The organism is Mycolicibacterium iranicum (assembly GCF_014190915.1).
Classification (GTDB): Bacteria; Actinomycetota; Actinomycetes; order Mycobacteriales; family Mycobacteriaceae; genus Mycobacterium; species Mycobacterium iranicum_B.
The window spans coordinates 74409-88281 of the sequence record NZ_JACHVU010000016.1; the positions used below are offsets into that span (position 1 = coordinate 74409).

Here is a 13873-nt window from a genome sequence, read left to right on the forward strand (position 1 = left end):
ATGAGCGACATCCGATACCGCACCCTGCTGCTCCTCCGTCACGCCAAGTCGGACTATCCGGACGGCGTCACCGACCACGACCGCCCGCTCGCCGAGCGGGGCCTGCGCGAGGCCGCCCTGGCCGGCGAATGGATCCGGGCGAACGTCGATCCGGTGGACGCGGTGCTCTGCTCCTCGGCGACACGCACGCGACAGACACTGGAGCGCACGGGGATCACGGCCGCGGTGGAATTCGTCGACCGCATCTACGACGCAAGCCCCGGCGTCGTGATCGAGGAGATCAACGGCGTGCCGTCGCGATTCGGCGACGAGGTGTCGACGCTGCTCGTCGTGGGGCACGAGCCGGTGATGTCCGCGCTGGCTCACGGGCTCGCCGACGAAGAATCCAGCAACGGGCCGGTGGCCGAACGCTTCTCGACGAAGTACCCGACGTCGTCGGTGGCGGTGCTGCGCTCGGCGCAGCCGTGGGACCGGTGGGCGTCGCGGGGCGCGGAACTCGTCGACTTTCACACCGCGCGCTGAGCGCGAAGTTCAACAGGGGCGCGCTGAGCGCGCAATCAAACAGGGGCGCGCTGAGCGCGCAATCAAACAGGGGCGCGCTGAGCACGCAATTCAACAGGGGCGCTACGCGCGGGTGGCGAGCGTGAGCTCCATGAGCTTGATGGCCATCCCGCAGGCGTCCATGCCGGGTGTCTGCGGATTGACCCACCACCCGACGACACCGGCGGCGTCGCTGGCCACGCCGCACGCGCCATTGGGGTCGTTGGGCCGCATCACGAAGGACTCGATGCCTGCCACCGAACGGTTCTCGATCTGATACTGCAGTTGCTCGGCGACACTGCGCTCGTTGTCGAGGCTGCCTGTCTCGAACCAGAAGCGGGTGATGTCGACCAGCCCCGCCGGGTTGGCGGCCTGCCAGCGGCAGATCGCCCCGACGAAGGTGCTCTGGATGTCGAGCGGATCGGCCCCGACCGTCTCGGCCAGGATGTCCTCGGTGAGGACCTCGCACTCCTTGAGCAGGTTCGGGTACTTGCGCTCGGAGTTGTCGTTGCGCGGCACGTCCCCGGAACCCGACTTGGCGGCGGTGCCCTCGACGGTCTGGGTGCAGCCGGTCAGTACGACCAGTCCGGCCATCGCGGCGACCACGCCTCTGACCACGCGTCGGCTCATTTGGAGTTCACAATCGACTGGCGGGTGAGTTCCTTGGCGACCTCGCACGCGTCCGGATACGGCGGCTGGGCGTAGCTGATCGACCATTCGATGAAGTCGTCGCCGAACTGGATGCCGACCTCGCACAGGTTGACACCGATCTTCGGGTCGGGGTCCTGGTTGATCCCGATGAATCCGTCGTGGCCTTCGATGTTGAGGTCTTCGACGCTGGTGCGTGAGAGCTCCATGGTCTTGCGTTCGCGGCCGATGGGGCTTCCGCGGAACCACGAGAACGAGAAGTGCGGCCCCAGGATGGAGCCTCCGGACAGCCACTGGCATCCGACCGAGGTGCGCGCCGTGTTGACCAAGCCGGGCACCTCGGTGAGCCGGGCGATCTCCTCGTCGCTGATGCCGCCGCACTCAGGGAAGAACGGGCCGTGGGCGACGTTCTCCTGCGGCGCGTCGCTGGACGGCATCGCCGGGCTCTGCGGTTCGGAGTCCGAACAGGCGGCGAGCACCGGAAGCATGGCCGCAGCAGCAATGGCCAGCGCCCCGCGCATGCGGGGAGCAGAAACCGACACCGCCGATCGGCGTTGTCCGCGAGAGCTGTGGGTCACGCCATGCACTGTAGCGGCAGCCCTCCCGGTCAACCACCGACATGCCGACTGACCAGCTCATTTATCCGATTCTCAGGCGCGACAGCCGAACAGCGGCGCCGTCGGCGGCGTGTGCGACAGTAGCGGGATGCTCTGGGAGCTGCTTCGACGGTACGCACGGCCGTACCGGCCACTGCTCACGGTGGTGGCGGCGCTGCAGGTCGTGAGCACCCTGGCGACCCTGTACCTGCCGACCGTCAACGCCGCGATCATCGACGACGGTGTCGCGCAGGGCGACCTGCGGCGCATCGTCGAACTCGGCGCCGTGATGCTCGCGGTCACGGCCCTGCAGGTGCTGTGCGCGGTCGGCGCCGTGTACTTCGGTTCGCGCGCGAGCATGAGCGTGGGCCGCGACCTGCGCTCGCATCTGTTCCACCACATCACCGGGTTCTCGGCAGAGGAGACCGCCCGCTTCGGCGCTCCGTCGCTGCTCACCCGCACCACCAACGACGTGCAACAGATTCAGCTGTTGGTCCAGCTGACGTGCACCATGCTCGTCACCGCACCGATCATGTGCGTCGGCGGCATCTTCATGGCGGTCCATCAGGATGCGGGTCTGTCGTGGTTGCTGGTGGTCAGCGTGCCGGTGCTGGCGCTGGCCAACTACTGGATCGTCTCGCACCTGCTGCCGATCTTCCGGCGGGTGCAGCGTCAGATCGACGCGATCAACCGCGTCATGCGCGAGCAGCTGACCGGTCTGCGGGTGGTCCGGGCGTTCGCGCGAGAACCGTTCGAGCGCAGCCGTTTCGCCGAAGCCAACACCGCGCTGGCGGGCAGTGCCCTGGAGGCCGGCCGCTGGCAGGCACTGATGCTGCCGGTGACGACGCTGGTGATCAACGTCTCGAGCGTGGCCCTGATCTGGTTCGGCGGCATGCGCATCGACGCCGGGCAGATGCAGGTCGGGTCGCTCATCGCGTTCCTGTCCTACTTCATGCAGATCCTGGTCGCGGTGTTGATGGCGACGTTCATCCTCATCATCATTCCGCGTGCGTCGGTGTGCGCCGAGCGGATCACCGAGGTGCTCGGCACCGAGGCGGCGATCGTCTCCTCCCCGACCGCGGCGTCACCGGAGACGATCCACGGCGAGATCCGGTTCGACGGCGTGACATTCAGTTACGCCGGCGCCGACAGGCCCGTGCTGCAGGATGTCTCGTTCACGGCGCGACCCGCCACCACGACGGCGATCGTCGGATCCACCGGGTCGGGCAAGTCCACCCTGGTGTCGCTGATCTGCCGTCTCTACGACGTGACCGGCGGATCGGTGCGCATCGACGGCATCGACGTGCGCGACCTCGACATCGAGACGCTGTGGAGCGCGACCGGGGTCGTGCCGCAGCGCGGATATCTGTTCTCCGGCACCGTCGCCGAGAACCTGCGCTTCGGCAAGGCCGACGCGACCGACGAGCAGATGTGGGACGCGCTGCGGGTGGCGCGCGCCGACGACTTCGTCGCCGCGCACCCCGACGGGCTCCTGATGCGCGTAGCTCAGGGCGGGCTGAACTTCTCCGGTGGGCAGCGTCAACGGCTGGCCATCGCGCGCGCGGTCATCCGCAAGCCGGCTCTCTACCTGTTCGACGACGCGTTCTCGGCGCTGGACGTGCACACCGATGCCGAGGTGCGGGAGCGGATCAAGCAGGCGTCGGCCGGGTCGACGGTCCTGATCGTCTCGCAGCGCATCTCGACGGTGGCCGGAGCCGACCAGATCGTCGTCATCGACGACGGCCGCGTGGTCGGCATCGGCGCCCACGACGACCTGGTCGAAACGTGCGACGCCTACCGCGAGTTCGCGGATTCGCAGTCGGTGCGGACAGGGGAACGATGACCGGACCCATGGGCCGGGGGATCCGGATGGCCGAGCCCCCGCAGGTGCGGTCCCGCGATTTCCGCGGATCGGCGATCCGGCTCTTCCGACGGCTGACGCCACAGCGCGGGATGACCGTCGCGGTGATGCTACTCGGCGTCGGCGGCATCGCGATCGGGGTCATCGGCCCACGAATCCTCGGCCACGCCACCGATCTGCTGTTCAACGGCGTCATCGGCCGGCAGCTGCCGGCCGGGCTGACCAAGGCCCAGGCGGTCGACGCGGCCAGGGCCAGAGGTGACGACACGTTCGCCGACCTCCTGTCGGGAATGAACGTGGTGCCCGGGCAGGGCGTGGACTTCGCCGCGGTGGCCCGCACGCTGGCCTTGGCGCTGGGCCTGTATCTGGTGGCCGCGTTGATGGTCTGGCTGCAGGCCCGTCTGCTCAACGTCGTCGTGCAGCGCACCATGGTCGCGCTGCGCGCCGACGTCGAGGACAAGATCCACCGGCTCCCGTTGCGCTACTTCGATTCCCGGCAGCGAGGTGAGGTGCTGAGCCGGGTCACCAACGACGTGGACAATCTGCAGCAGTCGCTGTCGATGTCGATCACGCAGCTGCTCACCTCGGTGCTGACCGTGGTGGCGGTGCTGGTGATGATGCTGACGATCTCGCCGCTGCTGACCTTGTTCACCGTGGTGACGGTGCCGCTGTCGCTGTGGGTCACGCGGTCGATCGCGAGACGCTCGCGCACCCTGTTCGTCGCCCAGTGGACGAACACGGGCCGGCTCAACGCCCACATCGAGGAGACCTACAGCGGGTATACCGTCGTCAAGACCTTCGGCCACCGCGCCCGCGCCGAGGAGGAGTTCCGCACCCTCAACGACGACGTCTACCAGGCCAGCTTCGGAGCCCAGTTCCTGTCGGGTCTGGTCTCGCCGGCGACGATCTTCATCGGCAACCTCAGCTATGTCGCCGTCGCCGTCGTCGGCGGCCTGCAGGTGGCGACCGGTCAGATCACCCTCGGCGGGATCCAAGCGTTCATCCAGTACGTCCGCCAGTTCAACCAGCCGCTCACCCAGATCGCGGGCATGTACAACACCATGCAGTCCGGTATCGCCAGCGCCGAGCGGGTGTTCGACCTGCTCGACGCCGAGGAGGAACCCGCCGATCCCAGTCCTGGTAACCGGGCGGCGCTGCCGGCCGACGACGGACGGGCGGGCGGGCGTGTGGAATTCGACCGCGTGTCGTTCAGCTACCAGGCCGGGTCTCCGGTGATCGAGGACCTGTCCCTGGTCGCCGAACCCGGCTCCACGGTCGCGATCGTGGGTCCGACCGGGGCAGGCAAGACGACGCTGGTGAACCTGCTGATGCGCTTCTACGACGTGGACTCGGGGCGCATTCTGATCGACGGCGTCGACATCGCCGGCGTGCCCCGCAGTTCGCTGCGCTCCCGAATCGGCATGGTGCTACAGGACACCTGGCTGTTCGCCGGGAGCATCTACGACAACATCGCCTACGGCCGGCCCGACGCCGGTCACGACGAGGTGATGGACGCCGCGCGGGCGGCCTATGTGGACCGCTTCGTGCAGACGCTCCCCGACGGATACGACACGCTGATCAACGACGGCGGCACGAACATCAGCGCCGGCGAGAAGCAGCTGATCACCATCGCGCGGGCCGTGTTGGCCCAGCCGCAGCTGCTCATCCTCGACGAGGCCACCAGCTCGGTGGACACCCGCACCGAGGTGCTGATCCAGCAGGCGATGGGGACACTGCGCCGCGACCGGACCAGTTTCATCATCGCCCACCGGCTCTCGACCATCCGTGACGCCGACATGATCCTGGTGATGGAGGCGGGCAAGATCGTCGAACGGGGAACGCACAGCGAGCTTCTCGACCGACACGGCGAGTACTGGACGATGATCAACCGCTAGCCGATCAAGCAACCTGCTCATTTGGATTCCGCGGACGCTCACACCGCGCTCGGGCACCATGACGGCATGACCCGCACCGTCCACACGTTCTGCCGCTACTGCCTCGCCTCCTGCGGCATCGAGGTGACGGTCGAGCAGAACCGCGTGGTCAAGATCTCCGCCGACAAGCAGAACCCGCACAGCTGGCACGACTTCTGCGCCAAGGGCCGCACCGCCGCCCAGCTCGTGGAGCATCCGCGGCGCATCCTGGCGCCGATGCGCCGCGTGGGTGACAGCTACGTCGAGGCGACGTGGGATGACGCGATCGCCGACATCGCCGCCCGGATGAACGCCGCGATCGAGGCCGACGGTCCCGACGCGATCGGTGTCTACTACGGCAATCCAGCCGGCTTCTCGTCGTCGAACATCATCTTCATGAACGGCTGGCTCGACGCGGTCGGCACCCGCAGTCGCTACTTCGTCGGGTCCATCGACCAGAACGCGATGCACGTCGTCGCCGAGGCGATGTACGGCTCGATTCTGATGGCCCCGGTCTCCGACATCGACAACTGCGACTACTTCCTGCTGGTCGGCACCAACCCCGCCGTCAGCGCGTGGAACTGGCTGGAGACGGTGCCCGGCGGGTGGCGGCGGGCGCTGGCGCGCCAGGCGCAGGGCGCCACGCTCGTCGTCGTGGACCCGGTGCGCACCGAGTCGGCCGCCAAGGCCGACGTGCACCTGGCGGTTCGTCCGGCCCAGGATTGGGCGCTGTTGCTCGCGATGGTGAAGGTCATCCTCGACGAGGGGTTGGAGCACCGCGAGGACTGCAGCGAACTGGCCGCCGGCATGGAGGGGCTTCGGGCACTCGTCGCCGATGCCGACCTCGACGACCTCGCGCGGCGGTGCGACATCGACAGGGCCCGGATCGAAACGGTGGCAAGGGATTTTGCCGCGGCGCGCGGCGCGATGGTCGTGACCCACACGGGCGTCTCGATGCACCTCACCGGGACCGTCGCCGAGTGGCTCGGCCATGTCCTGAACGTGATCACCGGGCGGATGGACCGACCCGGCGGGCGTCGGTATGAGCCTGGTTACGTCGACGCGATCCGGATGTCGGGCATGGTGAAGACGAGTCCGCACCGCAACCGGCTGTCCGGTCGCGAGATGGTCGCCGGGGCGCATGCGCTCTCGGAACTGCCCGACGAGATCACCACACCCGGCCCCGGCCAGATCACCGCGATGGTGATCAACTGCGGCAACCCGGTGGTGTCCGGACCTGACGGCGCCCGGTTGGACGACGCGTTGGCGCAGCTGGATCTGCTGGTCGCCATCGACTTCGTGCAGCGCGAGAGCCACCGCCACGCCCACTGGCTGCTTCCTGCGGTGCACTGGCTGGAACGCGACGATCTCCTGGCCTTCACCAGCAACATGCACGACGAGCCCTACCTGCACTATGGCGCGCAGGCCGTCGAGCCGCCACCGGGCGCACGACAGGAATGGCGGATCTTCGTCGACCTCGCGATCGCCATGGGAAAGCCCCTGTTCCGCGCCAAAGGCCTGAACACGTTCATCAAGGCGACCCGCCGCGCCGCCCGCCTGACGGGCCGGCCGGGCCTGGAGTTCACCCCGCAGTGGGTCAACCGGCTGGTGCTGGCCACGGGACGAAAGTTCAACGGCCGCAGGATCTCCTGGCGTGAGGTGCTGGCGCACCCGCACGGCTGGGTGCTGGGCCCCCGCGAATTCGGCCACTTCCGGGATGCGCTGCGCACCCCCGACAAGTTGGTGCACGTGGCCCCGCCCGAGTTCGTCACGCGCACACGCGAACTGCTGGCCGAGGCAGCGCCTCAGGCGCCGACCGGATATCCGTTCCAGCTGGCGAACCGACGCCACCGGCATTCGATGAACTCGTGGCTCAACGACCTGCCGGGCCTGCATCCCTCCGGCAAGGGCAGCGAGGTCGTCATCCACCCCGAGGACGCCGCTCGGCTGGGCATCGGCGACGGAGACCAGGTGCGGGTCCACTCCCCCGTCGGGGAGATCGAACTGACCGCTTCGGTCTCCGACCAACCCCGGCCGGGCGTCGTCATCGTCGACCATGGCTGGGGCTCAAGGGTTTTCGATCCCCGCAACGGGTCGGCACCGCAGTCGTTCGGCGTCAACCGCAACCTTCTGGTCGATGCCGGGCCCGTGGACCCGCTGTCGCAGACATCGGCGCTGAACTCCGCCTATGTGGCGGTCACCCCGGCGTCCGGTTAGAGCGCCGGGCCTTCGGACCGCAGGTCGTCGACCTCACGCATCGCGGCCCGCAGCTTGCCGAGCCACTCGTCGGCGTGCTCGCCGACCAACCGGACCGACCACACCAGGGCATCGGAGCGCGAGCGTGCCACCCCGGCGTCGACCAGGGTGTCGAGGACCTGACGCTCGGGCTGGCGCAGGCGCGTCATCACCGGAACGGCCAGGTGGGTGAACAGGATTCGCTCGGTGGCGTCGTCTTCTCCCGATATGTCCACACCCCAGGCGACCTTGCGGCCGTAGCGGGCCTCCGCTTCGTCGGCGATCTGCATGCGCTCGGCGCGGGTCTGCTCCCGGAATCGTGCAGCCCGTCCCGATGCTCGCGCCTCGCTCTCGGGATTCTCCGGCGCCGGAAGACGGCCGACGACGGTGATCTCTTCGCGGTCGACGACGACGTCGGGGTCGCCGGCGAACCAGTTGTCGGGAAGTCGCCCAGCGAACCAGTCGGGGGCGTCGGTGGCATCGGGTTGATCGGCCTGCTGCCAGCCGCCGGAGCGGTGGGAGCGGCGGGGGTTATGTCGCATGATTACATAATTACACCGTTACACAGGGGAGGGGGCATGGTTCGCCGACGGTGAAACCCGCGGCCGGCTTCAGCGCTTGAGCAGCACCGCGGCTCCGCCGGCCAGCACCGCTGCGAGGAACAGCACCACCGCCCAGCCCGGGCCCAGTAACCACCACACGAGTCCGATCACCAGCAGCGCGGGTGACAGGACGAACAGCACCATGCCGGGATGCTGCCGAAGGACTGCAAGCGCGCCCTGGGCGCGCTGCCGGTCGATTTCCTTGGCCATCGCCCCAGAATGCCAGCTGACCCGGCGCGCGGCGCCGCATAGGGTGAAGCGCGACAAATCTCGCTAAAGGAGGCGGCGTGACAGGACCTGGACAAGGAAGTTGGCAGCCCGACCCCGAGGGGCGCTTCGACTACCGCTGGCATGACGGGCAGCAGTGGACCGACCAGGTGTCTCAGCAGGGCCAGGTGCATCGCTCCCCGCTGGGCGGCGGCGCGCCCGGCCCGCAGCAGGGCCAGCCGCACGGCGGCCAGCAGCAGGCGCAGGCGGGCCCGGGGCAGCAGCAGGCACAGGCGGTTGCCGGCGGTGGCGACGGATTCACCGGCATCAGTGGGGATCTCGTGGACGGGCGCTTCAGCGAGAAGGAAGCCAAGCCCATCGCCAACCAGAACACCAAGCTGCTGCGCGTGCGCCTCGGCGAACCGTTCATGGCGCGGCAGGGTTCGATGGTCGCCTACCAGGGCAACGTGGACTTCGCCTTCGAGGGCGGCGGGGCGTCGAAGTTCCTCAAAAAGGCGCTGACCGGCGAAGGGCTCCCGCTGATGCGCTGCCAGGGGCAGGGCGACGTGTTCCTCGCCGACCGCGCCTACGACGTCCACCTGCTCAACATCACGAACTCGGGCCTGTCGATCAGCGGCAAGAACGTGCTGGCGTTCTCGTCGAGCCTCGACTGGAACATCGAGCGGGTCAAGGGCGGGAGCATGGTCGCCGGCGGCCTGTTCAACACCACGCTGCGCGGCACCGGCTGGGTGGCGCTCACGACCGACGGTCCACCGGTGGTGCTCAACGCCGCCGAGGCGCCGACGTTCGCCGACACCAATGCGGTGGTGGCGTGGTCGGCGAATCTGCAGACGCAGTTGAAGACGAGCTTCAAGGCCGGCGCCCTGATCGGCCGCGGCTCGGGCGAGGCGATGCAGGTGTCGTTCTACGGCAACGGCTTCGTCATCGTGCAGCCGTCAGAGGGGATTCCGGTCACCACGGCCCAGTGAGCTTCACAACCGGCGCATCTCGCGTTTCATCGCCGCGTCCTCGATGAAGGCCTCGCGTCGCCGCGGCGGATCGACGTGCCGCCGCGGTGGCGGGTGACCAGGTCCATCCGCTGCTGCGGTGTCGAACAACCAGTCGAGGAACGGGAACCGAATTCGTCTGTGCGCGCCCAGGATTCCGGCGCGGGCGTGGATCGCTGTCATATCTCGACGCTACGAAGACGCTCGGGCCGGGGCATCGTGCCGAAGTCCGATCTTGTGCTACGACCGTGGTAGGACCCGCTGCTCCGCCGGTGGACGGTGTCGCTACAGCTCCAGCAGGACGGTCACCGGACCGTCGTTGACGAGTTCGACCTGCATATCGGCGCCGAAGACGCCGGTCTGCACGTCCGCGCCGAGGCGCCGCAAGGCCGCGGCGAAAGCATCCACGATCGGTTCGGCGACCACACCGGGAGCGGCGGCGTTCCAGGTGGGCCGCCGCCCCTTCGTGGTGTTGCCGTACAGAGTGAACTGACTGACCACCAGGATCGGCGCCGCGATGTCGCTCGCCGACTTCTCGTCGTCGAGAATCCGCAGCGCCCACAGCTTTTCGGCCAGGCGCTGCGCCGTGGCTGCGTCGTCGTCGTGGGTGACACCGACCAGCGCGAGCAGGCCCTGCGTCTGCGGGGCGATCTGGCCGACCACGTCGCCGGCGACCGTGACGCGGGCTGAGGTGACGCGCTGCACGAGGATCCGCATGGGCCGAACCTACAGCGAACCGAGAATGCCCTTCATGGTGTCGATCTCGCGCTGCTGGGTCTCGATGATCTGGCGTGCCAGCGTGACGGCGTCCTCGGCCTGTCCGGTGTCGACCTCCGTCTGGGCCATGTCCACCGCACCCTCATGGTGGGCGATCATCCCGGTGAGGAACTGCCGGGCGGCGTCGACGCCCTGGGCCTGCCGGAGCTGTTCGAGCTGCGCTTCGGTCATCATGCCCATCGCGGCGTGCGCCGACGGGTCGCCGCCCATCCCGCCGCCCATGTCGTGGCCCTCGTGTCCGGAGGGCGCGGAGGCGCCCCACTGGGTCAGCCAGCCCTTCATGGTGGCGATCTCGGGCCCCTGAGCGTTCTTGATCTCGGTGGCGAGTTGGGTGACCCGCGGGTCGATGCCCTGCTTGCCGAGAATGATGTCGCTCATCACGACGGCCTGCTCATGGTGGGGAACCATTTCGCGGGCGAAGGTGACGTCGGCCTCGTTGTGGGCCTGTGCCCCGTCGGCGGGCTGAGAGGTCGGCTCGTGCTCATGGGTCGCGTGGTCGTGCTCGCCGGCCTCAGTGCCGACGTCGCTGCACCCGGAGAGCAGCAACGACAAGGTGGCGCCCACCGCGCCGGCTCCGGCCACCAGACTGCGTTTCGACAACATCTTCTCCTCCTTTGATCGGGTGCGGGACTTCTTGAATACCCTAGGGGGGTATGGTACATATGAGTCAAGTGAACGGGAAAGGAGCCCCATGAGCACCACCACCATCTCCGTCGAGGGTATGAGCTGCGGCGGCTGCGCGAATTCGGTGCGTGCCGAGCTCACCCACATTCCGGGCGTCACCCAGGTCGACGTCGACGTCTCGAACGGCACGGTCACCATCGCCAGTGATTCCCCCGTCGACGGTGAGGCCGTCCGGGCCGCCGTCGAAGAGGCCGGCTACACGCTGGCGGGGTGAACGTCGTGACCGCTCCGGTGAAGATCGCCGCATTCCTCGCCATGCTGGTCGTGGTGTTCGCGGCGTCGCTGTGGGTGGGGAAGGCCTTCGGCCCCAACCCCGACGTGGCCGTGCCCCACCCCGCGACCACTTCGCATTCGGACCCGCTGCACGGGAGTGGGCAGTGAACACCGTCGAGCTCACGATCGACGGGATGACCTGCGCGTCCTGCGCGGCCCGGGTCGAGAAGAAACTCAACAAGCTCGACGGCGTCGTGGCGACGGTCAATTTCGCGACGGAGAAGGCCCGGGTCGAGTTCGGCGGCGACATCTCCCCCGACCAGCTCGTCACGGCCGTCGAGTCGGCGGGCTACCGGGCGTCCCTCCCGGAGCCGGAGAGGGCCTCTGACACCGCGGTGGTCGACGATCCGACTGCGGCGCTGCGCCGGCGTCTGCTGATCTGTGTGGCGCTGTCGGTACCGGTGATCGCCCTGGCGATGGCGCCCGCTCTGCAGTTCACCTACTGGCAGTGGCTGTCGCTGACGCTGGCGGCGCCGGTCGTCATCTGGGGCGCTTGGCCGTTCCACCAGGCCACGTGGACCAATCTGCGGCACGGCACCGCGACCATGGACACGCTGATCTCGGTCGGCACCCTGGCCGCGTTCGGGTGGTCCCTCTACGCACTGTTCTTGGGTACCGCGGGTATGCCCGGCATGACGCATGCGTTCGCGCTGACCATCGCCCGCACCGACGGCAGCGGCAACATCTACCTCGAGGCCGCGGCCGGCGTCACCACGTTCATCCTGGCCGGACGGTACTTCGAGGCGCGAGCCAAGCGGCGGGCCGGCGCGGCGTTGCGCGCGCTGCTGGAACTGGGCGCCAAAGAGGTCACGGTGCGCAGATCTGGCGCTGAACAACGCATTCCGATCGACCAGCTGCGCATCGGCGACGAATTCGTGGTGCGGCCGGGCGAGAAGATCGCCGCCGACGGTGAGGTGGTCGAGGGGGCGTCGGCCGTCGACGCGTCGATGCTCACCGGCGAGTCCGTGCCCGTCGACGTACAACCCGGCGACCGGGTTGTCGGCGCGACGGTCAATGTGGACGGCCGCCTGGTGGTGCGGGCCGATCGCGTGGGCGCCGACAGCCAGCTGGCGCAGATGGCACGCCTGGTCGAGGACGCCCAGAACGGCAAGGCGCAGGCGCAACGCCTGGCCGACCGGATCTCGGGGGTCTTCGTCCCCATCGTGATCGCGCTGTCGGTCGCCACGCTGGGGTTCTGGATCGGCAGCGGCTATTCAGTGTCTGCCGCGTTCACCGCGGCGGTAGCCGTGCTTATCATCGCGTGCCCGTGCGCGCTGGGCCTGGCGACGCCGATGGCGCTGATGGTCGGCACCGGGCGCGGCGCCCAGCTCGGCATCTTGATCAAGGGCCCCGAGGTGCTGGAGTCGACGCGTGGCGTGGACACCGTCATCGTCGACAAGACAGGCACCGTGACGACCGGGAGCATGACGCTGGTCGACGTGTTCGCCGTGGACGGGGAACAGCCGGACGAGGTCCTGCGGCTCGCCGGGGCCGTCGAAAGTTCCTCGGAACACCCGATCGCGCAGGCCATCACGACGGCGGCCCGGGAGAAGCTCGGTGAGTTGCCCGCCGTCGGCGCCTTCACGAACCTGCGAGGCCTCGGGGTCGAGGGCAGCATCGAGAACCGCACAGTGCTGCTCGGGCGGGTGCGGCTGCTGGCGGATCGGTCCATCGTGGTTCCGGACGAGCTGGCGCAGGCCATCGCGCGTGCCGAGTCCGACGGCAGGACCGCCGTGGCGATCGCATGGGACGGGACGGCGCGCGGCGCGTTGATGGTGGCCGACGCGGTGAAACCGACCTCGGCCGACGCGATTGCACTGCTGAAGGGGCTCGGACTGACGCCGATCATGGTGACCGGCGACAACGAAGCGGTGGCCCGTGCGGTCGCCGCCGAGGTCGGCATCGAGCAGGTGGTGGCGGGCGTCCTGCCGCAGGACAAGGTCGACACCGTCACACGGCTGCAGGGTGAGGGCAAGGTCGTCGCGATGGTCGGCGACGGCGTCAACGACGCGGCAGCGCTCGCGCAGGCCGACCTGGGCCTGGCGATGGGCAGCGGCACCGATGTGGCGATCGAGGCCAGCGATCTGACGCTGGTGAGCAACGACCTGCGCGCGGTGCCCGATGCGATCCGCTTGTCCCGCAAGACGTTGAGCACGATCAAGAGCAATCTGTTCTGGGCGTTCGCCTACAACGTCGCCGCGCTGCCGTTGGCTGCGGCGGGGTTGCTCAACCCGATGATCGCCGGCGCAGCAATGGCTTTCAGCTCCGTGTTCGTGGTGACCAACAGCCTGCGCCTGCGCGCGTTCACACCGTCGCGCTGATCACGGATCGTCGTCTCCGTCGAGGAGGTATCTCTCGGGGTGGTGGTAGCTGTTGGTGCGGCGTTGGCCCCAGTCGAGGTCGGGCGGGGGGATCCATTCGGTCTGATTCGAGCGGTTTTTGGCGGTGGTCCAGCCGGTGGTGTCGAGGAGGCGGTGATCGGCCGGGCAGGCGAAGGCGAGGTCGTCGATGTTGGTTTCCCCGCCGGCGG

15 protein-coding genes and 1 pseudogene are annotated in these 13873 nt (G+C 68.6%); 8 read left to right on the forward strand and 8 right to left on the reverse strand.

The features are described 5' to 3' along the window. Window positions 1–522, forward strand: a complete 522-nt coding sequence (locus tag FHR72_RS24185) for a SixA phosphatase family protein (protein WP_183473367.1) — start codon at window positions 1–3, stop codon at window positions 520–522. Window positions 523–624: 102 nt separating this feature from the next. Here FHR72_RS24185 and FHR72_RS24190 read toward each other — a convergent pair whose 3' ends face one another. After that, the gene (locus tag FHR72_RS24190) at window positions 625–1170 is read right to left on the reverse strand and encodes a DUF3558 domain-containing protein (protein ID WP_183473370.1); all 546 of its coding nucleotides are present in this window, start codon (window positions 1168–1170) and stop codon (window positions 625–627) included. After that, window positions 1167–1775 (reverse strand): DUF3558 domain-containing protein, encoded by a 609-nt coding sequence (locus FHR72_RS24195; protein ID WP_396888511.1) that lies wholly within the window; start codon window positions 1773–1775, stop codon window positions 1167–1169. The genes FHR72_RS24190 and FHR72_RS24195 overlap by 4 nt, the downstream gene beginning before the upstream one ends. A gap of 118 nt (window positions 1776–1893) precedes the next feature. Here FHR72_RS24195 and FHR72_RS24200 point away from each other — a divergent pair, with 118 nt between their 5' ends. The 3 genes from FHR72_RS24200 (at window position 1894) to FHR72_RS24210 (ending at window position 7775) form a co-directional block, all read left to right on the forward strand. Further along, the gene (locus FHR72_RS24200) at window positions 1894–3627 is read left to right on the forward strand and encodes an ABC transporter ATP-binding protein (RefSeq protein ID WP_183473372.1); all 1734 of its coding nucleotides are present in this window, start codon (window positions 1894–1896) and stop codon (window positions 3625–3627) included. Next, complete coding sequence (locus FHR72_RS24205; RefSeq protein WP_183473375.1) at window positions 3624–5540, forward strand: ABC transporter ATP-binding protein; 1917 nt, start codon at window positions 3624–3626, stop codon at window positions 5538–5540. The genes FHR72_RS24200 and FHR72_RS24205 overlap by 4 nt, the downstream gene beginning before the upstream one ends. A 66-nt stretch (window positions 5541–5606) precedes the next feature. Then, the gene (locus FHR72_RS24210) at window positions 5607–7775 is read left to right on the forward strand and encodes a molybdopterin-containing oxidoreductase family protein (protein WP_183473378.1); all 2169 of its coding nucleotides are present in this window, start codon (window positions 5607–5609) and stop codon (window positions 7773–7775) included. On the opposite strand, the gene FHR72_RS24215 is transcribed toward FHR72_RS24210, so the two are convergent. Continuing rightward, on the reverse strand, window positions 7772–8335 hold the full coding sequence (locus tag FHR72_RS24215; protein WP_183473381.1) for an ATP-binding transcription factor AbmR: 564 nt from the start codon (window positions 8333–8335) through the stop codon (window positions 7772–7774). The genes FHR72_RS24210 and FHR72_RS24215 overlap by 4 nt on opposite strands. Before the next feature lie 69 nt (window positions 8336–8404). Next, window positions 8405–8605 carry a hypothetical protein gene (locus tag FHR72_RS24220; RefSeq protein WP_183473384.1) on the reverse strand — a complete coding sequence of 67 codons (201 nt, stop codon included), beginning with the start codon at window positions 8603–8605 and terminating at the stop codon, window positions 8405–8407. Between the two features lie 77 nt (window positions 8606–8682). Here FHR72_RS24220 and FHR72_RS24225 point away from each other — a divergent pair, with 77 nt between their 5' ends. Further along, on the forward strand, window positions 8683–9591 hold the full coding sequence (locus tag FHR72_RS24225) for an AIM24 family protein (protein WP_183473387.1): 909 nt from the start codon (window positions 8683–8685) through the stop codon (window positions 9589–9591). Window positions 9592–9594: 3 nt separating this feature from the next. On the opposite strand, the gene FHR72_RS24230 is transcribed toward FHR72_RS24225, so the two are convergent. From FHR72_RS24230 to FHR72_RS24240, 3 genes are all read right to left on the reverse strand, one after another. After that, window positions 9595–9792 carry a hypothetical protein gene (locus FHR72_RS24230; RefSeq protein ID WP_183473390.1) on the reverse strand — a complete coding sequence of 66 codons (198 nt, stop codon included), beginning with the start codon at window positions 9790–9792 and terminating at the stop codon, window positions 9595–9597. A gap of 102 nt (window positions 9793–9894) precedes the next feature. Continuing rightward, on the reverse strand, window positions 9895–10326 hold the full coding sequence (gene dtd, locus FHR72_RS24235) for a D-aminoacyl-tRNA deacylase (RefSeq protein ID WP_183473392.1): 432 nt from the start codon (window positions 10324–10326) through the stop codon (window positions 9895–9897). Between the two features lie 9 nt (window positions 10327–10335). Next, window positions 10336–10989 carry a DUF305 domain-containing protein gene (locus FHR72_RS24240; RefSeq protein ID WP_183473395.1) on the reverse strand — a complete coding sequence of 218 codons (654 nt, stop codon included), beginning with the start codon at window positions 10987–10989 and terminating at the stop codon, window positions 10336–10338. A gap of 88 nt (window positions 10990–11077) precedes the next feature. Here FHR72_RS24240 and FHR72_RS24245 point away from each other — a divergent pair, with 88 nt between their 5' ends. From FHR72_RS24245 to FHR72_RS24255, 3 genes are read left to right on the forward strand one after another with little or no spacing between them, the layout of a single operon-like run. Next, window positions 11078–11284 carry a heavy-metal-associated domain-containing protein gene (locus tag FHR72_RS24245; protein ID WP_183473398.1) on the forward strand — a complete coding sequence of 69 codons (207 nt, stop codon included), beginning with the start codon at window positions 11078–11080 and terminating at the stop codon, window positions 11282–11284. Between the two features lie 5 nt (window positions 11285–11289). Next, the gene (locus tag FHR72_RS24250) at window positions 11290–11451 is read left to right on the forward strand and encodes a hypothetical protein (RefSeq protein WP_183473400.1); all 162 of its coding nucleotides are present in this window, start codon (window positions 11290–11292) and stop codon (window positions 11449–11451) included. Then, window positions 11448–13664, forward strand: a complete 2217-nt coding sequence (locus FHR72_RS24255; RefSeq protein WP_183473403.1) for a heavy metal translocating P-type ATPase — start codon at window positions 11448–11450, stop codon at window positions 13662–13664. Before FHR72_RS24250 ends, FHR72_RS24255 begins: the two co-directional genes overlap by 4 nt. Here FHR72_RS24255 and FHR72_RS24260 read toward each other — a convergent pair. Continuing rightward, a pseudogene (locus FHR72_RS24260) lies at window positions 13665–13873 on the reverse strand (HNH endonuclease signature motif containing protein); the annotation flags it as partial.

Excerpts from the sequence above, each read along its gene's own strand:
- FHR72_RS24200 (WP_183473372.1), top strand. The coding sequence starts at position 1,894 with ATGCTCTGGGAGCTGCTTCGACGGTACGCACGGCCGTACCGGCCACTG.
- FHR72_RS24240 (WP_183473395.1), bottom strand. The coding sequence starts at position 10,989 with ATGTTGTCGAAACGCAGTCTGGTGGCCGGAGCCGGCGCGGTGGGCGCC.
- FHR72_RS24210 (WP_183473378.1), top strand. The coding sequence starts at position 5,607 with ATGACCCGCACCGTCCACACGTTCTGCCGCTACTGCCTCGCCTCCTGC.
- FHR72_RS24220 (WP_183473384.1), bottom strand. The coding sequence starts at position 8,605 with ATGGCCAAGGAAATCGACCGGCAGCGCGCCCAGGGCGCGCTTGCAGTC.
- FHR72_RS24205 (WP_183473375.1), top strand. The coding sequence starts at position 3,624 with ATGACCGGACCCATGGGCCGGGGGATCCGGATGGCCGAGCCCCCGCAG.
- FHR72_RS24185 (WP_183473367.1), top strand. The coding sequence starts at position 1 with ATGAGCGACATCCGATACCGCACCCTGCTGCTCCTCCGTCACGCCAAG.
- dtd (WP_183473392.1), bottom strand. The coding sequence starts at position 10,326 with ATGCGGATCCTCGTGCAGCGCGTCACCTCAGCCCGCGTCACGGTCGCC.
- FHR72_RS24190 (WP_183473370.1), bottom strand. The coding sequence starts at position 1,170 with ATGAGCCGACGCGTGGTCAGAGGCGTGGTCGCCGCGATGGCCGGACTG.
- FHR72_RS24215 (WP_183473381.1), bottom strand. The coding sequence starts at position 8,335 with ATGCGACATAACCCCCGCCGCTCCCACCGCTCCGGCGGCTGGCAGCAG.
- FHR72_RS24245 (WP_183473398.1), top strand. The coding sequence starts at position 11,078 with ATGAGCACCACCACCATCTCCGTCGAGGGTATGAGCTGCGGCGGCTGC.
- FHR72_RS24230 (WP_183473390.1), bottom strand. The coding sequence starts at position 9,792 with ATGACAGCGATCCACGCCCGCGCCGGAATCCTGGGCGCGCACAGACGA.